General features: G+C 51.6%; 25 protein-coding genes. All 25 read right to left on the bottom strand.

Translation table 11 applies throughout. The features are described 5' to 3' along the window. Complete coding sequence (locus tag ACLD11_RS04265; RefSeq protein WP_411014581.1) at positions 1–1,395, bottom strand: hypothetical protein; 1,395 nt, start codon at positions 1,393–1,395, stop codon at positions 1–3. A gap of 5 nt (positions 1,396–1,400) precedes the next feature. Then, on the bottom strand, positions 1,401–2,339 hold the full coding sequence (locus ACLD11_RS04260) for a hypothetical protein (RefSeq protein WP_411014580.1): 939 nt from the start codon (positions 2,337–2,339) through the stop codon (positions 1,401–1,403). After that, positions 2,323–2,754, bottom strand: a complete 432-nt coding sequence (locus tag ACLD11_RS04255) for a hypothetical protein (protein WP_223197016.1) — start codon at positions 2,752–2,754, stop codon at positions 2,323–2,325. Before ACLD11_RS04255 ends, ACLD11_RS04260 begins: the two co-directional genes overlap by 17 nt. Further along, positions 2,751–3,176 (bottom strand): hypothetical protein, encoded by a 426-nt coding sequence (locus ACLD11_RS04250; protein WP_001114360.1) that lies wholly within the window; start codon positions 3,174–3,176, stop codon positions 2,751–2,753. Before ACLD11_RS04250 ends, ACLD11_RS04255 begins: the two co-directional genes overlap by 4 nt. A gap of 12 nt (positions 3,177–3,188) precedes the next feature. Continuing rightward, a complete protein-coding gene (locus tag ACLD11_RS04245) occupies positions 3,189–3,674 on the bottom strand; it encodes a hypothetical protein (RefSeq protein WP_001643824.1) in 486 nt (161 codons plus the stop codon). Positions 3,675–3,738: 64 nt separating this feature from the next. Beyond that, positions 3,739–4,770 (bottom strand): major capsid family protein, encoded by a 1,032-nt coding sequence (locus tag ACLD11_RS04240; RefSeq protein ID WP_001110972.1) that lies wholly within the window; start codon positions 4,768–4,770, stop codon positions 3,739–3,741. Positions 4,771–4,787: 17 nt separating this feature from the next. Then, a complete protein-coding gene (locus ACLD11_RS04235; RefSeq protein WP_023181116.1) occupies positions 4,788–5,660 on the bottom strand; it encodes a hypothetical protein in 873 nt (290 codons plus the stop codon). A gap of 20 nt (positions 5,661–5,680) precedes the next feature. After that, entirely contained in the window at positions 5,681–7,255 is a 1,575-nt protein-coding gene (locus ACLD11_RS04230; protein WP_015406012.1) for an NUDIX hydrolase, read from the bottom strand. Then, entirely contained in the window at positions 7,256–8,131 is an 876-nt protein-coding gene (locus ACLD11_RS04225; protein ID WP_411014579.1) for a hypothetical protein, read from the bottom strand. It abuts the gene before it with no gap. Then, on the bottom strand, positions 8,103–9,533 hold the full coding sequence (locus ACLD11_RS04220) for an anti-CBASS protein Acb1 family protein (RefSeq protein ID WP_079965612.1): 1,431 nt from the start codon (positions 9,531–9,533) through the stop codon (positions 8,103–8,105). Before ACLD11_RS04220 ends, ACLD11_RS04225 begins: the two co-directional genes overlap by 29 nt. After that, positions 9,533–10,804 carry a hypothetical protein gene (locus ACLD11_RS04215; protein WP_010835733.1) on the bottom strand — a complete coding sequence of 424 codons (1,272 nt, stop codon included), beginning with the start codon at positions 10,802–10,804 and terminating at the stop codon, positions 9,533–9,535. The genes ACLD11_RS04220 and ACLD11_RS04215 overlap by 1 nt, the downstream gene beginning before the upstream one ends. Then, positions 10,794–11,765, bottom strand: coding sequence for a terminase small subunit (locus ACLD11_RS04210; RefSeq protein ID WP_010835732.1), 972 nt, complete (start codon positions 11,763–11,765; stop codon positions 10,794–10,796). The genes ACLD11_RS04215 and ACLD11_RS04210 overlap by 11 nt, the downstream gene beginning before the upstream one ends. A gap of 105 nt (positions 11,766–11,870) precedes the next feature. After that, positions 11,871–12,284: a gas vesicle protein gene (locus tag ACLD11_RS04205; RefSeq protein WP_411014578.1), complete on the bottom strand. Its 414-nt coding sequence runs from the start codon at positions 12,282–12,284 to the stop codon at positions 11,871–11,873. 60 nt (positions 12,285–12,344) lie between these two features. Then, the gene (locus ACLD11_RS04200) at positions 12,345–12,887 is read right to left on the bottom strand and encodes a DUF2514 family protein (protein WP_411014577.1); all 543 of its coding nucleotides are present in this window, start codon (positions 12,885–12,887) and stop codon (positions 12,345–12,347) included. After that, complete coding sequence (locus ACLD11_RS04195; RefSeq protein WP_411014576.1) at positions 12,884–13,510, bottom strand: glycoside hydrolase family 19 protein; 627 nt, start codon at positions 13,508–13,510, stop codon at positions 12,884–12,886. The genes ACLD11_RS04200 and ACLD11_RS04195 overlap by 4 nt, the downstream gene beginning before the upstream one ends. Before the next feature lie 2 nt (positions 13,511–13,512). Then, a complete protein-coding gene (locus ACLD11_RS04190; protein WP_162096904.1) occupies positions 13,513–13,854 on the bottom strand; it encodes a phage holin, lambda family in 342 nt (113 codons plus the stop codon). A gap of 179 nt (positions 13,855–14,033) precedes the next feature. Next, on the bottom strand, positions 14,034–14,351 hold the full coding sequence (locus ACLD11_RS04185; protein WP_010989004.1) for a hypothetical protein: 318 nt from the start codon (positions 14,349–14,351) through the stop codon (positions 14,034–14,036). Between the two features lie 66 nt (positions 14,352–14,417). Continuing rightward, positions 14,418–15,215: an antitermination protein gene (locus ACLD11_RS04180; protein WP_079820393.1), complete on the bottom strand. Its 798-nt coding sequence runs from the start codon at positions 15,213–15,215 to the stop codon at positions 14,418–14,420. Further along, a complete protein-coding gene (locus tag ACLD11_RS04175; RefSeq protein WP_094894936.1) occupies positions 15,205–15,351 on the bottom strand; it encodes a YlcG family protein in 147 nt (48 codons plus the stop codon). The genes ACLD11_RS04180 and ACLD11_RS04175 overlap by 11 nt, the downstream gene beginning before the upstream one ends. After that, the gene (locus ACLD11_RS04170) at positions 15,348–15,959 is read right to left on the bottom strand and encodes a recombination protein NinG (RefSeq protein ID WP_411014575.1); all 612 of its coding nucleotides are present in this window, start codon (positions 15,957–15,959) and stop codon (positions 15,348–15,350) included. The genes ACLD11_RS04175 and ACLD11_RS04170 overlap by 4 nt, the downstream gene beginning before the upstream one ends. 2 nt (positions 15,960–15,961) lie before the next feature. Then, the gene (locus ACLD11_RS04165) at positions 15,962–16,168 is read right to left on the bottom strand and encodes a hypothetical protein (RefSeq protein ID WP_001241016.1); all 207 of its coding nucleotides are present in this window, start codon (positions 16,166–16,168) and stop codon (positions 15,962–15,964) included. Then, the gene (locus ACLD11_RS04160) at positions 16,168–16,770 is read right to left on the bottom strand and encodes a DUF1367 family protein (RefSeq protein WP_000929805.1); all 603 of its coding nucleotides are present in this window, start codon (positions 16,768–16,770) and stop codon (positions 16,168–16,170) included. Before ACLD11_RS04160 ends, ACLD11_RS04165 begins: the two co-directional genes overlap by 1 nt. 82 nt (positions 16,771–16,852) lie before the next feature. Next, positions 16,853–17,074, bottom strand: coding sequence for a hypothetical protein (locus ACLD11_RS04155; protein WP_000807548.1), 222 nt, complete (start codon positions 17,072–17,074; stop codon positions 16,853–16,855). 111 nt (positions 17,075–17,185) lie between these two features. After that, positions 17,186–17,419: a DinI family protein gene (locus ACLD11_RS04150; RefSeq protein WP_001217669.1), complete on the bottom strand. Its 234-nt coding sequence runs from the start codon at positions 17,417–17,419 to the stop codon at positions 17,186–17,188. A gap of 189 nt (positions 17,420–17,608) precedes the next feature. Then, positions 17,609–18,241 (bottom strand): Nmad5 family putative nucleotide modification protein, encoded by a 633-nt coding sequence (locus ACLD11_RS04145; RefSeq protein WP_411014574.1) that lies wholly within the window; start codon positions 18,239–18,241, stop codon positions 17,609–17,611. Positions 18,242–18,248: the final 7 nt, after the last annotated feature.

Below are 18,248 nucleotides of genomic sequence, written 5' to 3'. Positions count from 1 at the left end.
TTACGCCCCCACAAAGTTGGTTACGTTGAGATTAAACGTGATGGACTCAAAACCACGACGCGGGGTGACAACCGCACTCAGGCCGTTATATTTTCCATCGGCGTAATCGGACTGATTCAGGCTGGTATAGTCAGCGAACGGTACTGCGTTGATGACCGCGTTCCCGGCATAAGAGCCTTTTTCATATTCCGCGTTGAACGATTCCTGCGTGAGCTGCGTATCAATTACCTGACCGAGGATTAGCCCGTAACTGATACCGAAACGGAGAGTTTTCAAAGCGCGTCGTTGCAGGCGACCAATTCCCTGCTGATCGTAATAAAGCGGGTTAACAGTAGTGTTAGAACCGTTAATCACTTCATTCGCCAGATCCAGCTCAAGGTTGATTGCACACCATGCCACCGAGTACCAGTAGTTAAACGGCATACCGTCAAGCATGTGACCGGCCACCAGCATTTTATTGCTCAGGCCACCTTCTGCCGCCGTGCCGATATAGTTGATATGGTTATCCTGCAGGGTTTTCAGCAACGTACCATTACCTGCCGGCGGATACTCCGTTACGCCATACATAAAGCGGTACGCCATCGGCGGGACCATGTTTGATGACCCCGGATCGTTTGCCAGTGAGGACTGGAACGGTGCCGCCATCGAGAACTCAGTTGCGCCAATTGACGGCGCCTCAACCCCGGCAAAGACATTCGGATATTTGCCGGATACCCATTCCTGGTACGTCGCAATCGTGGTAGTGACGAAAAATTTCACCAGCGCGCCGGGTGAAGTGTAATTGTTCGCTAGCGTTTTAAAGGTCGGTTCGGCGTCCCATTCCCTCGGCACAAGATAAGAGAAAAATTTCTGGTATGTGTTTCCCAGAGAAGTATCTTCATCAATGAACGTACTAAGGGCCGCAACCGCAGATTTTACATTCATCTCACCCAGCTCAAGGACATAAACCGCCCGGCTGGTCCCCTGTGCCCAGTATGTGGTGTTCATCTGCTGGAGTTCTCCGGCGGCAACAGACGTTACGGTACCTGTAACCGTTGCTGTACCGGGATCACTGTTCAGGGGATAAGTAAACGTTTTTTCGCCTGTCACCGACGCTGTATATGCCCCGTTATAAGCAGCAGGCGCAGCACCAGAAATCACAACAGGGATCGTTTCATCAATGGACCAGCCATGATTTTCTGAAAGAGTCACCGTGACGGTATTCGCGGCCCACGCAAGCGAAGAAATAGCTTTTGCTGGCGCAACGATATTTTTTAGATCGTCTTTGGACGTCAGCAACTGATAACTCCCCGCCGCCAGCGTGGTTCCCCCCGTTGATACCAGAGCGCCTGACTTTAACAACTGGGAGGGTTTCGGCGGACTGGTCACCGACACATTGATATTTACTATTGCCATTTGGATTATTTCTCCACATAAATGGACGGAATTGCAGACGTGATCAGCCTGCGGGCGACGTTCCTCATCCGCTGCTGGTAGTAATTAACTTTGAATTTGACCTTTTTCCGCATGGCGATAATGTTGAGCTCGTTCTGCGTGACGCGCTCATCCTGTATCACAGGAATATTCATTACGCCCATTTCGGCTTTATCGCTGAGCGTGTAGTCCTGCACATAGCGCAAAAAATCCTCAACGGCAGCATTACGCAGCCCTGTCACGGTGAGTGTCACGTCCTCAGAAACCAGTTGATACTGGTTCTGCTTCTCGTCGAGACAGAAGGCTCCGGCCACAGGGAGCGGTTCTCCGCATTTCACTGTAGCGTAGGGCGGCGCAAGGTTTTGCACGGAAAGCATTGCCGGATACATCGGCATGAAATGACTCAGAGAGAGCCAGATCGGTAATGAGTTGGAGACCACCACATCCGCAAGATCGATATCGTCGGCAGAATTAATAATCTGCGACATCATATGCGGATAAATGGCATGTCCGGTATAATGGTAAATGTTCGCTGGTTCGTTCAGCCCGGAACGGCGCGAGAAAGCAAACTGAATGCTGTAAAACTCCCCGATATAAAGCACCTCAGAACCAATATCATTAAACGGATCAATATCGGCCTGCGCGGTGAAGGTCACCACATTTTTATCGTAGAGCTGTTCTTCATCCTGGATAGATTCAGTAGTCAGGTGCAGATAGCCTTTTACCTCCTTTGTATCCGGTTCAGTATCAGGATCATCCGCAAGAACTGACGCCTTCACCCAGAAAACAAAGCCATCAAGGGGAAGCACTTTCCGGACATATTTAGTAAACGTAACAGATGCCGAACGGCTGATATCATCCAGCCCCTGCACCAGCGACGCATTGAGTTCCGTTTTAGCCTGAGAGAGTTCATTGAGGGAAGGCATTCAGCACCCCACTTACCCAGGCGCGCATTGACGCCTGAAACATACCGGTATCGATAAAAGAGGGCCGCGGTTCCCCTTTCCTGTTTTTAAAACGCTTGCTAATCCCTTCCAGTGCGCGGGCAGTAGGCACACCTTCTGTGCCGTTCATCTCCTCGTTATCAAGGAAAGCGACAAAAAGGTGATGCACCTGTGACATGGATTCCGCGAAGGGATCCGCAGGAAGCGGCGCGCCTGCGAGCATATTTTCGAGACCGGCGGCAAGGTCATTACTCATCATCTGTGCAATTTCCTCGCCGTGGCGGTCAAAGAACGTCTGCATGATCCGGTATTTCCCTTCAAGAATTTCGGCCACATCGCCAGTAGTCATATTCTCGTTTTCATAGGGAATATCCATCACGCCCAGGTGCAGTTTCACGTCAGCCCCCACAAATCGCCGTACTGCTGCGCAATTGCCAGATACCACCGACCATACGGGTCTTTGAGTTGTTGCAGATCTGCAAGAGAGAGGTTTTTCAGTGCATCACTGACAACCCGCGTCTGACTGGTTGATTCGTCGGAAGAGGCGCTGATAACGCCAGCAGTAAAATTGTTGATACCCAGTTTTTCGCGTACCGGACCGAAAGCGACTTCAGGACCGAAGTTAAGCAGAAAGGAGGCCGCGAGGTTATAAACAGCCTGCGAATACAGAACCGGGCTGATACAGGCGATCTGCCGGTTCACCCAGTCCAGGGACATTGACCAGGAGAGACTAACGGCCGGATCGTCATCGGCTAACGCGTCGGCATTAACTCCCATCGTATTACGGATAAACAGGATAAATCCGGCCAGTTCAGGCATGACACACCCCGCTTATTTTTTCTTTTTAGTTCCCGTGTTAACCGCCAGTGTTTCATCAACAAACGCTGTTTCGTCACGGTCATCGGTGGCGTTCAGTCGCTGCTCTGCACTGACTTCCAGCTCACCGAGATAGCCGTTTTCCTGCTCAGTGAGTGCGTTATTTGTTGCCAGTACGGAAGCCTGACGGCGATCGTGCGCTGCACGGTTCAGGTGACCATCGTTATCCCGCATGGCCTTTTCGATAACCTTCGACGACACCGGCTTATCAATGCTGTAACACAACCCGATATAAATACGGTTCTGGTCGATTTTTGTCGCATCAATCAGACCATAATCGGCGTGCTGCTGAATAATAAGGTCGATTTCGGCGCGGGTACCGTCAATGACAACGGCCTGAGAGCCTGCATTAATCGGGTGATAAACAAGACGTCCCGTCTCCGGCTTGCGCCAGGCGAAATCGTGGCGCTGTTTAGTGGTGTTGGCGATGTACAGTTTCATGTTTACTCCTGGGTAAAAAATCCCCGCGCACCCTCCGGCACGCAGGGAAATCAGCGAGGGAAAATTAATCGCTGTACTTCATCGAAATGATAGTCAGCGCTTCAGGGCGAAGTACCCAGCCAGAGGTGGAACGCAGTTCGGAAAGCACATCGATCGCCCCGCCCGCAATCGGGGTGGGAATTTCACGCGGTGCCGCCATGTCGCACAGCATCAGTGATGTGGCTTCCAGTGACGGACTCAGTCTGGCGAATTCGTTGGTGTTGATTTTCGCGTTAACCTCAGGGCGCTCGACCTCCGGCATGGCGATGACGATCGCATCCGTTCCGTTTGCCCCGGCACCAATCAGCGTATCGTCATAACCCCATTCAATTTCACAATCAGCATCATCCCCAACACCATTAACGGTGCCTTTCACCGTGGAAGTACCACCGCCCGGACGCTGGTAACTGGTCAACTGAACGATCTGCTGCATTTCCATGGTACCCAGCGTGCGCTGAGGACCGAGGATAACCATGCGTGACGCCCGGCCCATTTGCATAGTTCGGGTGCGGATCGCCTGAATCTGCGCCAGCAGGAATACCGCCATTTCGCCATGATCGTAAGTAAGTACGGTAGTGTTCCCGCGGCTGTCTGCCGGCAGGCTGATAGTGGTCGCACCGTTGGTGTTCAGTACCCCCTCACCGCCCGCCGGGTTCATTCCATAGAGCAGCGCGTTACGCATTTGCTGAAAAATCGCCTGCCGGGTACCGAGTCGCTGGGCTTCCGGAAGCGCAATCCCCCAGTTTCCCGCTGCGGCCATATCGTGATGATCGTAAATGGCGCGGGCACGGAACATATATGTCGGCGTGCTGACCATTCGCGCCTCCAGTGCCACAGAGGGTAACTGGTTGGCGTTACCTGACTGGCTTGAGGTGACCTGAGTGCGAATATCCAGGCGTTTCATATAAACGTACTGGTCGCCGTCTGCCAGGCGAACCAGCGGGTTACCGCTTGCCATGACAGAAAACGCACCGGATGCCTGCTGATACGACAGGATCATTTCCGGCATGATGTACGACGGATTTACAATTTGATAAGCGGGTGTAATAGCTGGCATTTCTTAGCCTCTCCTGATTACAGCAGAATTACCGCAGCGTTTCCGCTGTCGTTCCAGGTAGCAAAACCCGTTGCCGAATCGTAAGAAACGGTTTTGCTGTTACCCATCTGCATTTCGATGATTTTTACCGGAAGGGCAACGTCTTGCACTTTTGCCGCGCCTACCGTTCCCTGAGTGGTTGCATTGCCCGCAGGCACTGAAACCGGGGTAAAGGTGAATGTGGTTGCCGTAGGAACACTGAGCACCTGAACAATGCCGTTATATGCAGCAGGAGCCGCGCCTGTAATATCCACATAAACGCCCACTTTCAGGCCGTGCGCGCTGGCAGTCGTCGCGGTCGCAAATCCCGCTAAATTTGCGGTAGGCGCAGTCCAGGTAATAGCGGTTGTAGCCACATCTGCCGCCGCAGTGCTGAACACATCCAGACAATCCTCCGCAAAATTCCACACCAGCGGCTGATTAACAGAAATCCCCGCGCTGGCCAGAGAGATCACGGCATCAGAGGCTTTGACCGGAACACGCATTCCTGAGCCCAGGCGATAAAACGACACGCTCATATTGCTGAGGAGAAGCGGTACCGGGGATTGCGGCGTGGTCAGGCCGTTGTGTGCCTGGTTGAACACGGAAAAGCCCACCAGTTGTGAAAGGCTGGCTGCGCGTTTGATAATGCTGCCACGTGGTGCAGAAGAGGCGCCCGGTACAAGTTCGTTAACCGGCAGTCCGCCCCACAAAGGTTTTATTTCATCACTGGCAAGGGTACCGGATGCCAGCGCATAACGTGCCGCCGGATCGTCCAGCGCCACGCCCTGGATAAGACCATCAGATTTCGCGTAGAACGTGCCACGCGCGTTAGTGGTCTGCATTGGATTAACTGACAATGCACTCGCCATGTTTATTGTTCTCCGGTTGATTACTGTTTGATGCCAGCGACTTTGCGGCTGACGGCCTGGAACGGTGCCCATGTCGCGGACGGATCGCCGATAAAGGTACTGATACGGCGTCCGGTGGCGTCGGTGCGGATGACTTCACGTAACCCGGCGCCGGGCTCCAGACTGGATGCCGCTGATGCCTGCGCATCGGCATAGATTTTTTTCTCCGCAATACTCAGGAGCTGGCTGTCTGCGATGGCATGCAGATCCACTTCTTTATAGTCTGAAGAATATTTTTGCAGGCGAGTCATGATGCGACGGCGGTATGGCATAGCGCGTTCTCCCGCCATCGGCTGCGGCGCGCGCTCACCAAATGAAGCAAACACGCTGTCGGCCTTACACTGGGTATCAGCGATTTCATTGCGCTCTTCATCACTGAGTTCCTGCGGCACACGACTTTTCATTTCTTCCATGTCTGCGCGGATTTTTTCCAGTTCGGCATCCGCTTTGGCTTTTTCTTCTGCCTCCGCGTCCGCTTTGGCCTTTGCTTCGGCGTCAGCCTTCGCCTTTTCTTCCTCTTCCTTGAGTCGGGCGGCATCTTCATCAGCTTTCGCCTTTTCTGCTGCTTCAGCATCTGCTTTTGCTTTTTCCTCGGCGTCGGCCTTTGCGCGGGCTTCGCGAGCGTCCAGCGCCTGGTTAATGAGTGCTAATACTTTTTCTTCATCCATTTTCTGGACCTCGTTCAAAAGTGTGTCGGATTTAACTCCCGTCGGTTCCCCCAGCTTGTCCCAGACGCCCTGCTCACAAATAGCCAGGTGGTCCAGTAAAACAGGGTTCCCCTCCAGCAGCAGCGGCTCGCCGTCGACGTTGATCAGAACGTCATCGCCGCCCGTCACCGTGGGGGATGTACTCAGTTGCCGCGTTGAAAGAATCGTGGCGGCGTCAGTGTCGTAGATGCGGGCCATTCCCCACACCTCATCACCCTGGATCCAGGCAAATGCAATCGTACCGATAGTCCTCGCGGCGTACTCCTCGCTGTTCAGCGTGTTTTTCTCCGGGTGCAGCCAGATCACCGGCAGGCCAGAGCACCGGGCGAGGAAATCATCAGTGAGGTAATTCTCGGGAGAACGGTAAGCGTATTGCCTGAACTTAGAACGCCAGGTAACACCCGTTCCGGTGATACGCAGCGCCCACAGGTACATATTTCTGAAAAACTGCGGGGATGTGAGTTGCCCGTCGGCAATAAGCCCGGCAACGTCCTTTTCATTGAGTGGTTCGGCATCAAGCATTGCCACCATGCCGGGATGCAACGGCTCCGGCAGTTCATCCGGAGAAAACCAGCCACAGGCCTGATTTTCATCGTTCAGTACCGCGTCGAATTGCTCAGCATCATCTGCGAGGTAGGTAATATAGCCATCAATCAGGGTATGAGGCGTCAGCGGTGCGGAATAATCAAACCCGCATTCTTCCAGCACTTCACGCTTTGCCGCGGCTTCAGGCGTCTCCCCCTCTTCGAGTTTTCCGCCCGGTACCGCCCACGAACCATCATCCCCACGCTTAACCAGAAATATTTTCCCGCCAGACTTAAACAGGATCCCGGCAGCGTAGGTGTTCACTTATCCTCCGTTTCTGAAGCCTTCAAAATTTGCTGTTCGGCGACCGACTGACATATTCCCCTCAGTAAATTTTCGCCATTTCTCGGTTTTCATTTCATCCGGCAGACTGCGCACGTTGTAGATATATGTCAGGTAACAACGACAAAATACCTCTTCGCCCGGTTGAGTGATTTCATCGAGATAGCCAGCCGGCCCCGCCTTCATAAATCCTTTCTTCAACGCCCAGTTACCGCGTATCGCATAGGTTTTCAGGTCGCGGTCTTTGTGTGGTTCCCGATAGTCATAATGGGGCTGGCGCCAGTGGCTGTGCCACACCGCCGCAATCGCCCTGCCATCGGTCGCAATGATGTTATCGATATTGGCAATCAGCTTATGTGTCTGGTCCACCATCACGCGGCGCCGTTCAAAATCAATCTGCCGCGCTGATTTGGCGATATGCTGGCTTGTGGCAACCACGCCAGAACGCGATGAAGCGGATAAACCGGGACTTATCGATGTAATGGGAGGAATGCTGGTTGCCCAGCCACTGAAACGCTGAATTGTCCGGTCAACAGCCTGTGTACGGTTCAGCTTTATCAGGTCGGCAGAAGCCATAATCCGCCTGTCCAGCTCTGCCCGCAGTTTTGGTTCAAGATAATTCAGTGTGAAACGGCTGACGCCAGGATGACGCTTAAGCGCCCTCTCCCGGCCAACTTCCAGATCGTAAGCAGCAGTCAGACGCCGGGACACATATCTGTAAAAATCATCGCCGCCGATTTTATCCTCAGTGGCATTACGCAGGCGCTCAGTCCACATAATCAGACTTTCTTCACTGCTGTAACCATGTTCCAGAAAGAATTTAATCGCGTCACGCAGCTCTTTCAGAAAGGAGTTCATCAAAATTCCCCTCACCAGGCGGTGTTACATCCGGCGGATTTTGTTCAAGCTGCTCGTAATCCAGTTCCAGACGATCCGCAAACAGGTTTTCGTTCATATTGGCGTTCTCACAGGCCCATTTAATGAGTGTCGCCCTGTTTTGCGGGTCTTTGGTGAGTTGTGGCAACAGCACAGTCAACATCTCAGTAATCGCCTTAAAGCGTGTTTCATCGACTTTAACTTTTTCGCTTTCAGGCTCTTTCAGCGATGACGGCCAGACGTAATCAAAGTTGTTCACCCAGGAACTGAAAGCCGCCTCCCAACTGATGCTTTTGTATTCCGGCAAATCGTTTTTCAGCGCCTCGAAAAACTCAGGCGACCACGCCCGGTACTGAACGATGCGAACGAAAAAATCATACAGCGGCTGTAAATCTTTGCGCACATCGTCGATATACTGGGCGACCGCTTTTGCGTCCTCTGTTCCTTCGCCAAATCCGCGCGTAAACGTCTCGCTGTTGAGCAGAATCGCGGGCATGTCTGCCGCCGTCGCAATATTCGCCAGAATGTGATTACGGGCGGTATCAAGCGGTTTTTCCAGGTTCTGCATGTCGAGAGATTCAATTTTGTCGTGTTCCCCCACCTGCAATACATCACCATTGCCACCGCGTTTCAGCATCCAGCGCTTAATGCCGGACATTTTCTGCATCATGTTATTGACGATAGAGCTGGTCTGTTTGATGAACGCCACCAGCAGTCCGGCTTTAATCGTCACCATGTCGTCAGCGCGCATGGACTGAATAAATGATTTCAGCGGATACAGCGCGCGCTGATAAACGCTGCGCCCGGCAAAGCCGAATGATGATGGCGTGTAGGCTAGATAAATCGGATCCTCGTTCATCATCACACAGCACCGGCTATGGTGATATGGCTTACTGGCGACTGTTACATTCCCGACCTTTTGAAAGTCAGCGGAATTTGGATCCTGATTCATCACAATTGAGCCAGCAGTATTCATCGGGTCCAGCACGTTAAAAGTGATGGACTTTTTATACAGCGACTCAAACTCAGCAGCTTCGTTCGTTGGCTCTCCGTCGACAAGCATCACCACAGCGCCAACACCGTAAATTCGGGACTGGCGCGCTGTATTGGCAATGATGCGATCGGCTTTAATCGCTTTCCACTCGCGCTCGAAAGCTTCACGCAGGCGCCTTTCAGGTCCACGAGTAACATGTACAGTTCGCGGTTCCGACATCGCCAGTTTTATCGGGCGGTCGACCATCTTTCCGCCCAGCGGATGAAACAAATAAATCAGCTTGCAGAGCTCATAACCCGCCTGCGCGCCGGGTTCAATGCTCCCGCCCTCCAGAATCTTGCTGAGGACGCCAGCATTGCTGCCCATGCAAATATCGTCGTCGTCCTGCATCAGAACCCCTCTCCGTTACCAAGACCAAGCGCGACACCGTAGTTAAAGCAGTCAAACAGATCGTCGTCCTGGTTTTCTTCACCAATGATGAACTGGAGTACCTGCGTCAGAAGATGGTTTTTCTTCGACTGTTTGTACTCAACGATTTTGTCAAAGGCGTATTTAGAAATGCGTACCTTCCCGGACGCCACATAACCAGAAATGTTGATGGCGCGGGATTCTTTGGGAAGTGACGTTAACTCACTGTCGACAGGGTGGACGTTCCAGCCCTCGTTAGCGCCCTGCTGTAACAGGGTGATGCCGGTTGCCTTATCCTCAATAAACAGGCCTGTGGTCCCCATACGGGCGCGGCAGATTTCGCTAAGGTGTTTAGCTTTACCTTCCCACTGCGGCACAACGTCTTTCAGGAAATACCCGTCAATCTGGATAATGTCCCAGTCCAGAATGATAAGGTGTGGCGACGGCAGGTTATCCAGCGCAAACCAGATACACGCGGATCCGTCGTTCTGGAGTTTTCCCTTTTGCGCACAGTCAACGACACCATAAACCGTATCGCAGGAAAACGGATAATCAACAGGCGCGCCGTTCTCCAGCAACCAGTCGAGCTTGAAAAAGTTCTGCCCGCGCCAGTCCACGAATTCAGCGTTGTATTCCTGCTGAACCACCAGCGGAGGGCGACCGTCGATAATTCGGGCCAGCGCCGCCGGATTAATTGTCGGATTAGCCGCAGTCGGCGCATGATGTTCCTCCCAGCCCATCGATTTATCATTACAGGCCTGATAGAAAAAATTCTCGTCATCAACGCCTTTCGGCGTACCGGCCATCACCGCATCGCCGTCAAAGTCGAGCAGCGTCGGCTCAATGGCCTGTTCCCAGATATCCCTCATGCCCTTTTTGACGAGACTGCCCTCATCAATAATGACTTTGTGATATTTTCGGGAGCGCCCGGCATCGGGATTATCCAGCGTCCAGAACTCAACCAGACCGCCGCCAATCAGTTCAATAATCGAATCGGTCTTACTGGAACTAATCGTGATCGGCTTTAACAGGTCACGGATGGTCTTGAACGACGGCAGCAGGATTTTATAGGACGGCGCAAACCAGCCTACGCGCATCTGCCGCGCCGCCCAGTTACCGCCCGCCTGTTCAAGCATGGTGGTTTTACCGAAGCGGCGACCGGCGCGGATAACTTTTCGCTTAGCCGGAGAACGATAAATTTTCTTTTGCCCTGCATGGAACGGCAGGAACTCTATAACGTGTTCAGTCGCCATCAGGGGAATTCACCAGTTTAATGACCACTGTCGGCTCGTCGTCTTTGCCCTTGCCTTTACGCTTAAGCTCAACTTCCTGTTCCAGACGTTCGGCTTCGGCGGTGCGTTTTCGGATTTCCAGATCCAGCAGCCGTTGCGCCAGTTCGGATTCAGCCAGCCCCAGGCGCCGCATAATCGCTTCAAACATTTTTTCGCGACTGATGGTCGATATCTCGATACCGCCCTTCACCAGTTTCGTACCGGAATAAGCAAGGCGGGCTATCGGGGACAGTTTGGTGGTATCAGCGAAATGAGGTCGTCCTACACCATCACCATTACATCGGGGACAATCAGGGTTAGGCTCGCGGTTGTGGTTGTAGCCATATCCGCCAGCATCGTCCGGCTCTTTCCCTTTTTTGGCTTTTGCCTCCGCTTCCCTCTCTTCGAACTCGATAACATCACGCCATTGGTAGTTATGACCAAAGCCCCAGCAGTAACGACAACATCCACGGCGATATTGTGAGATTTCGTTAGCGTCGAACGTAGCGAGCTGCCACATCTTTTCGAGCACTTCATCTGCACTCGCCAAAGTGCGCACCAGTGAATCTCTTTGCTGCTGCGCAATTGCCTGCGCAACGTGAGGTAATGTTAGGAGTTGCCTGCCGTAGCTTGCGTCACTGTAACCAGCGCGCTCTGCTGCGGCTGTTGCGTTCTGGTCTATGAGGTATTCAGCGACAAAGCGTTTTTGTTGGGGAGTGAGTTCACTATTAAGAAGTTTTTCTGCGCTTTTTTTTGCCTGCGCAGTGCGCATTTTTTTCTGCGCATTTTTTTGCGCACTTTGCGCAGTCGGTTTCTTGATGTAACGGCGGGCTGTAGCGTAATTCAGTCCCTGCGCTTCACACCAGTCTTTTGGGGATATACCGGATTTAGCATGCTCGGCGAGGAACTGGTGTTGCAGTGCTCCCCAGTCCGGTTTTGCCATAATTCTGCACCTGAGGTTAAAACCATTACGATGGGGCTCCCCATGGTGATGGCAATAAAAAACCCGCCGTAGCGGGTTAAATATCACTTAGCAAAATAGATGTCTTTAGCTAACGTTCCCTAAAATATGACCTTCGACTTCGTCAATTTTTACTCTTAGCATCGCATTTTGTAGTGCGCCCATTGTTCCTTGATCGCTCCGAACTTTGACATTCTCAAGATGCAAAAAGTTGTTTGGGTATTCGAAGTCTGGCTTATCACTTGTATAGCCGTTCGTTCCTTTATTTTCGAAATACTGTGATAAAGCCACTCCTGCAGAACCAATAGCTTTTAGATTTTCAGAAACAAACCCATAGTATTTTCTTCCTGCAATTAGAGAACCAGAAATCACATTTCCTTTCACAAACAGCGTGATGCCGATTCCGCAGTTAGTTCGGTTGACAATGTCATTAAGAAACACCAAGTCTTCGTCTTTAACTTTCAGAGCCAACACGTGCTGTAGTTCTACTTCTTCACTCATGGTACCTCCTTTTGATGTTAGTCTTTAGGATACCAAATGATGAATTTGTAGATAGCGATATTAATTACCAACGGTCATGGTTTCGTATGTTCGCTCGCAGGTACTTCCGGCGACATAACGCTCATCAGCCTCTTTTGCGAACTTTCCCGCCAGATCGTCAGCTTCGCCAAGCAACTGGGCGAGCAGTATTCCGGTCTCGGCTTTTGCCTGGCTTGCTGCGGCAAGAGCGGAAAGCCTGCCGGTTTCACTTCCTGCGAGCTGCCGTTGTACTGCTGCGAGCTGCTGTTGCAGCCCACCGCGAGCACGCTCAGCAGCATCAGCATCGGCCTGTATTTTTGCCAGTTCTTCATCAGCTCTTTTCCGTTCTTCATCTGCGGCGTGCTGGCGACGCTGTTCTTTCGCTCGTTCGGTTACTTCACGCTGCAATGCAGCGGTCGCATCGGTAAGGTCTCGTTGCGCCCACTGGTATTTCCAGGATGTATCCGCTTTCTGATAACCTCGTGAATAACACCAGTACGCACCAGCACATAACAAAAAAGCCACCAGCAGTATTTCTGCTAATGGCTTCCAGAATTTTTTAAGCAATACAGGTAACAGATTCATACCAGCACCGATTTTGCTTTCTCAAAGCGCTCCCGCCGATCACCGATGCCGATCTGCCCTCCGTTGATTATCTGTGTAACGCGTACCATGTCGCCGGAATATTTCAGACACCCTTTAGTCGCGAAGAACCACGCTGCACTACGGGCAGCATACGTATCCTGTGCCAGTAGATCCGGATGGGCAACGAGCTCAGTTTTGATCCCGTTACCGCAATCACGGTAGTTGTTCAGACCTGTGATCTGAATAAGTCCACGCCCGCGGTAGTTCCAGCCGTCGCCAGGCCCGTTGTTACCCATTCGCTTGCTGTATACCAGATTAGCTATTGCACGCTGTCGCTCGAGCGGAAGCGCCTTCTCACAGGCTTTTCGCCCAAGAGTACTGGCCTGATCTGGAGTGATTCTCCCGGCGCGGATGAATCCGGTCAGCCCGGCAATACTGTAGTTGAAGCTCTCCACCAGCCTTGTAAAACCAGCGCTTTCATGTCCCGCCTGAGCAATGAACATGGCCTGATCCAGTGGAGCAGTAATACCGAATTCGCTCATTGCCGCCGTAATATGTGGATACCAGCGCGCGGCCAGTTCGGCGCTGATACCAGCCGCCTGCTGAAATTGAGACTCGTTCATGATTAAACCTTGTTATTATCCCCACCGATACGACCACTGATAAACTTCATTGCAAAGCCGCGGATCGCATCCACGCCGATAAGGCCGACGCCGCCACCAATCGCAACCGACAGGGACTTGGGCCAGCCGAAATATTCCAGCGCAGATGAGAAGGTCAACGTCAGGGCACCACATAGCAGAATTTCGAGTGTTTTTTTCTTCCAGCCACCACTACCGCCAAAGTACGCAATACGCAGGCCAGCCATAAATAACGACATCAGAACAGCGCCCAGCGGCGTATCTCCTCGCCACCAGCTCTGGAACAGTTCCAGCCAGCCCTGCCAGGAATGGGGATCGTTGTGCATTTTCATAAGCCTCACCTCCGATAGCTCGGATGGCGCAGTGTGTGATGAAAGGGGCAGGCTTCACGGGCTGGATTTATCAACCAAGCACGTAGCGGATGATGCCCGGTGCCTGAAAAAGAAAAAGGCCGCCGAAGCGACCTAATGAAATTGGTAATGTGGATACTGCCAAGTTAAATCCGTTAAAGCCTATTAAGAGATTCAGCCTGTACTTCTTGAAGTACCGCTGCCGGCGAATCAGCCTGCACGATTCCCGAGAAGACACAATCTGGATCATTAATCATGTGCCTGGACTTCGCTCTCTTTGCCTCATTCCGGTCCGAAAACTCCTCGGAAACATTTAAATGCTTACCCGACGACATCCCTTTCGGCTTGTATTGAAAAACGTAATAGAACCCCATATCGCCCCCCCTGTGATTTGACACCAAGGGAATATACCACCAAAAAAAACAAAAACCCCGCCGAGGCGAGGTTCTTAATTCTTGTAACGTCACAGGCATAATAACCCATCGTTGGAATCAGATTAGCCATTTTCCGTTAATTTTGCAATAGCTAAATTATTTTGGTCATCGAGTCACGTTTCCCAGAACCTTTTCTGCATACGATTCCTCAATATGGCAATGCTCCACCAGCCGATCGAAAAACAGTTTATAGTTGTACCGCCATACCATTTCCGTTACTCCTAGTGCTTTAAAAATCTCGGTATCTTTGAGACGTGGGTAGCCTCTTCCCTTGCATCTTGGGCATTTTTTATAAACCGGCACGCCCTGCAACTCAGATTTTTTCTTATCGAGAATTTCTCCGCGTCCCCGGCAACGACATTCATTTTTCACATGGCCTTTGCCATCACACGCCTTACACACTACGCGCACCTGCTCACGAACTGATTTCCACACCTCCCAGTCGGACGGAGAAATACCTTTCGTATCTTTTACCCATTTTGGTGGCTTACCATCCGGGTAAGTAACCTTGTTCGTGAAAACCTCAGCATCAATTAATTTAGCACCATGACAGCTACTGCACGTCACCAGGCTGGCCGCACTGAGGGAATAATCGCGAAATACATAACGCGCCATAGTGTCGAGAAATTTTGAACGCTTACCCTCTTCCATTTTCCGTAATGCCCCATGCCGTTCTGCACGCTGCTCTGCTAATTGCCTGATGTAGGCGATGATATTTTCAGAAGATAAAACCCCGGCTTTTGCCAGATACAATTCAATACCCACTGCGGCTTTTGCAGTAAGTAGCCCGAGAGATGCCATTACGTCAGTAATAGTCAGCGTATCAGACGTTATTCCGCATGGTACTGCGCCGGGCATCATGGATTTAGGTGAAAAATATTTCGGTAAGGACTCAAGATTCATTTCGATGCTCCCGTTTTGCTTCAATGCGGACGTAATTACGAAGAATGCGATATGCCACAGGAAAAGATCCCCGGTATCGATAAATTCGGAGACGCAACCAGCGCATGCGGAGTACCTCGATCAGTTCTGGTTTCATGCCGCCTCCAGCTTTTTTAGCGCACGCTGATCCGCCAGTGCCGCGAGCCTGATTTCCTTCAGCTCCTCGACCGTCCAGCGGTGCGGGGTGTTATTGTTCTCGAGTGCCAGCACCGCCGCCTCACCGTAACGCTCAACCAGCGCGGCACGATATGCTTCGATGTTCCCTGATTTGTAGACGTTGCAGACATCACACTGAAGATGGATGTTGAGGCGAGTGAAGCGCAGATGTCCGGCGGCGGCCGTACTTCTGTAATGGCCTGCATGCCATGCGAACGCCGTCTTCGTTCCACAGGAGATGCAACCGAGTCCTTCTGCCAGTTCGGTTTCGCGGCAAATGTCATTTACGGCGCGCTGCGTCAAGTCAATCCAGTGCTTCAGCGGCTTAACCGCGGCTTTCCGCTGGCGCCAGGCGGCGCGTTCTTTTTTCTCAGCGGCGCGCTGAAGGGATTGCGCCTTACGTTGCGCGGCTTCGCGAGCTTTTCTGGTCTGTTCTTTGCCGACGGCGCTGGCGCACTGGTACGAGCAAACGATCTGCCCCTCGCGTATCGGGTGAAACCACTGGCGGCATTCTTTGTTTGCGCACTTACGGCGCGGTAATTTAGCCATGTTCACCCCCAGACCTTTTGGCGTAAGGATTTTGGCGTCCGCACCCGGTGTGCATATTCAGGTAATTTCGCGCTGACAGTCCAGGTAATGAAGTCAGGGTTCAGGCTCTTTTCTGTCCTTATGCCCCGCTTCTGATAATCCGATATCAGAGTGTCGGCCTGCTCGGTTGTACAGTCGTGATGATGGAACCAGGAGTATTTCATCGCCATCACCCCGCAAAGCTCATGAGCTGGGCGGCGGCGTTCTCGGCCTCGCGCTGAGTACGGAATGTACGTGATAAAATCCAGCGCCAGAGAACATCAAGCGCGGATTTATACAACTGCTGAAATTCGACCTCATCCATGCTGGAAAAAGCGATGCTGCGGGGATGTTTGCGAAGGGTGCCGTCCGGTAACTGGATGGCGTCATAGTGGCCAGCCTCAACCGTCACCCATGCGCGGTATGCATCGAAAGATTTACAGAGGCTAATTCCGTTTGTTACCCGGCGGTTTGCAATCTGTTCCAGATACTGTTCAGCCGCATCCAGTAATGCGCTCTCATTCCCGCCATATGCAGCGAGAAACTTTGCATAACCGTTTACCAGTTTGCGTTCATTGGCAGAAATGGTGCCGCCGGTGGGTTCCCAGTATTCAAACCCAAGATTAAGCAACGCGAAAAAGCGGCGATGGAATGCAGGATTCCTAACCTGACGGAACTCAGCCACCAGCACGGCACCGAGTTTAATTTTTGACTGCAGAATTTCGCTGGTCTCCGGCGTAGCGGGGATCAGAATTCCAGATGACTGCTTGATGAGTTGTAATTCGTGCGCCATGGTATTCTCCGTGGCGCATAATTGTCAGGTTACTGGTTGTTCAGGCCAGTGCGATAATTATGATTGCGTGCTTATTGTTAAGTCAATTATTAGAGCCCATCTCTCTGACAACTTCCATAATGGTATCCTTAGACCAGTACAAATCATCTCTTGATAGCTTTCGGTTTGTTACAGAACCGTTTTGGGTTGATAGGATATAGCGATCACCTGATGCAAGTCTAAAAGACAAAAGTTCTATTCCCTTAGCATCAGTTATAGTCACCCGCAAATTATCAGCAAGATCTGATAGGACTCCCTCTGCCACGTAACCCCCCTGAGCGACACACGGACGCGGTTAAAAATTGTCGGCAGCAGCATCAAAGGGATACGCAAATTGCGATATTCTGAAAAATGCGCGCCAGCATTAAGCGCAATGTTAATAAAACCAGTCGTCAGCGCTTTCCCACGTTTCCTGCAGAATGCTCTGTATACGTTTTTTATCGCCATCAGCAGCACCGACGATACTCAGACCATCCTGACTACCTCGACGGATGGTTAAGTTGCAGTTTTCATACTGATTCTGGAGACGGGTAATTAATTCTTTTTCAAGTGCAGGAACGGCACCTTCCGGAAGCTGTTTTGTCCGGCTAATAACAAGCTCAATTCTCATAATTCCCTCTACATTTAACTACTGTATATAAACACAGTATACCTGTTAGAAAGAATATTCAAGAGGTGAATAGCACTTTTTGCAAAAGCTAGCATGTTGTTTCATATCAGATTTTAGGCGGAAAAACCCGCCCGTTGCCGAGGAATCCCCAGCAATGGGCGGGTTGAATTGATGGGATTTTATTAATTCCTACTCCTGAACAACCTCAGACGGTAGCCCAATCATCTCGTTCAGCGCTTCCCGGCGAATAGCAGGAGGCAGGGGAACAACCGCATCTTCAGCAGGTAACAGTTCTTTGGCTTCAGGCCACTGTTCCAGCAGTCGCTTAACCGTTCTGGCTTTATCCAGTGCGGCGGTGACGCTCTGGCGGATGTCTGTTTCGTCGCTTTTTATTTCCCTGTAAAGCGTATCGAAGCTGTAGAACTCGGTAACGAGTGGGTCATCTGCCAGTAAGGTGTATTCATAGGTGGTTATTTTTTGGATATGGTCTGGTGAACCCGGCTCATTGTGCCGGTAATTGCCGTTGAAGCATGCAGTAACACGCGAACCCGCCAGATTCAGATAAATATCGCTGTCATATCTGACAAACGTATAGTTTGTCCTCAGTTCTTCGGGCAGTTTCGCAATAAGCGCTGCAATTTTCTTTTCGGTTTTTAATACCTCAGATTCTGCTTCCGGTCCGCCAATTGCCGCCAGCCTTACACGTTCCGCCCAGTCTGCCCGGGCAGCACGCAGGGCTTTCTTCCGTTGCGGAATACCAGCTTTTGCCAGTGCATTATCCACGATTTTCTCTTTAATGGATTTATTCAGTGTCTGGTTCATATTTTTC

Origin of the sequence: Salmonella sp. 741265116_PST (genome assembly GCF_046567715.1) — a bacterium.
GTDB classification, from domain to species: Bacteria; Pseudomonadota; Gammaproteobacteria; order Enterobacterales; family Enterobacteriaceae; genus Salmonella; species Salmonella enterica.
Note: the sequence above shows the minus strand (reverse complement) of the source record. Positions and strands in the feature narration are given on the sequence as shown.

Coding starts and splice junctions, on each gene's coding strand:
- ACLD11_RS04215 (WP_010835733.1), bottom strand. CDS start 10,804: ATGGCGACTGAACACGTTATAGAGTTCCTGCCGTTCCATGCAGGGCAA.
- ACLD11_RS04180 (WP_079820393.1), bottom strand. CDS start 15,215: ATGAATCTTGAGTCCTTACCGAAATATTTTTCACCTAAATCCATGATG.
- ACLD11_RS04260 (WP_411014580.1), bottom strand. CDS start 2,339: ATGCCTTCCCTCAATGAACTCTCTCAGGCTAAAACGGAACTCAATGCG.
- ACLD11_RS04240 (WP_001110972.1), bottom strand. CDS start 4,770: ATGCCAGCTATTACACCCGCTTATCAAATTGTAAATCCGTCGTACATC.
- ACLD11_RS04195 (WP_411014576.1), bottom strand. CDS start 13,510: ATGAACGAGTCTCAATTTCAGCAGGCGGCTGGTATCAGCGCCGAACTG.
- ACLD11_RS04200 (WP_411014577.1), bottom strand. CDS start 12,887: ATGAATCTGTTACCTGTATTGCTTAAAAAATTCTGGAAGCCATTAGCA.
- ACLD11_RS04185 (WP_010989004.1), bottom strand. CDS start 14,351: ATGCCTGTGACGTTACAAGAATTAAGAACCTCGCCTCGGCGGGGTTTT.
- ACLD11_RS04150 (WP_001217669.1), bottom strand. CDS start 17,419: ATGAGAATTGAGCTTGTTATTAGCCGGACAAAACAGCTTCCGGAAGGT.
- ACLD11_RS04175 (WP_094894936.1), bottom strand. CDS start 15,351: ATGAAACCAGAACTGATCGAGGTACTCCGCATGCGCTGGTTGCGTCTC.
- ACLD11_RS04245 (WP_001643824.1), bottom strand. CDS start 3,674: ATGAAACTGTACATCGCCAACACCACTAAACAGCGCCACGATTTCGCC.
- ACLD11_RS04160 (WP_000929805.1), bottom strand. CDS start 16,770: ATGGCGCACGAATTACAACTCATCAAGCAGTCATCTGGAATTCTGATC.
- ACLD11_RS04205 (WP_411014578.1), bottom strand. CDS start 12,284: ATGAGTGAAGAAGTAGAACTACAGCACGTGTTGGCTCTGAAAGTTAAA.
- ACLD11_RS04190 (WP_162096904.1), bottom strand. CDS start 13,854: ATGCACAACGATCCCCATTCCTGGCAGGGCTGGCTGGAACTGTTCCAG.
- ACLD11_RS04210 (WP_010835732.1), bottom strand. CDS start 11,765: ATGGCAAAACCGGACTGGGGAGCACTGCAACACCAGTTCCTCGCCGAG.
- ACLD11_RS04145 (WP_411014574.1), bottom strand. CDS start 18,241: ATGAACCAGACACTGAATAAATCCATTAAAGAGAAAATCGTGGATAAT.
- ACLD11_RS04170 (WP_411014575.1), bottom strand. CDS start 15,959: ATGGCTAAATTACCGCGCCGTAAGTGCGCAAACAAAGAATGCCGCCAG.
- ACLD11_RS04225 (WP_411014579.1), bottom strand. CDS start 8,131: ATGAACTCCTTTCTGAAAGAGCTGCGTGACGCGATTAAATTCTTTCTG.
- ACLD11_RS04250 (WP_001114360.1), bottom strand. CDS start 3,176: ATGCCTGAACTGGCCGGATTTATCCTGTTTATCCGTAATACGATGGGA.
- ACLD11_RS04235 (WP_023181116.1), bottom strand. CDS start 5,660: ATGGCGAGTGCATTGTCAGTTAATCCAATGCAGACCACTAACGCGCGT.
- ACLD11_RS04165 (WP_001241016.1), bottom strand. CDS start 16,168: ATGGCGATGAAATACTCCTGGTTCCATCATCACGACTGTACAACCGAG.
- ACLD11_RS04220 (WP_079965612.1), bottom strand. CDS start 9,533: ATGCAGGACGACGACGATATTTGCATGGGCAGCAATGCTGGCGTCCTC.
- ACLD11_RS04265 (WP_411014581.1), bottom strand. CDS start 1,395: ATGGCAATAGTAAATATCAATGTGTCGGTGACCAGTCCGCCGAAACCC.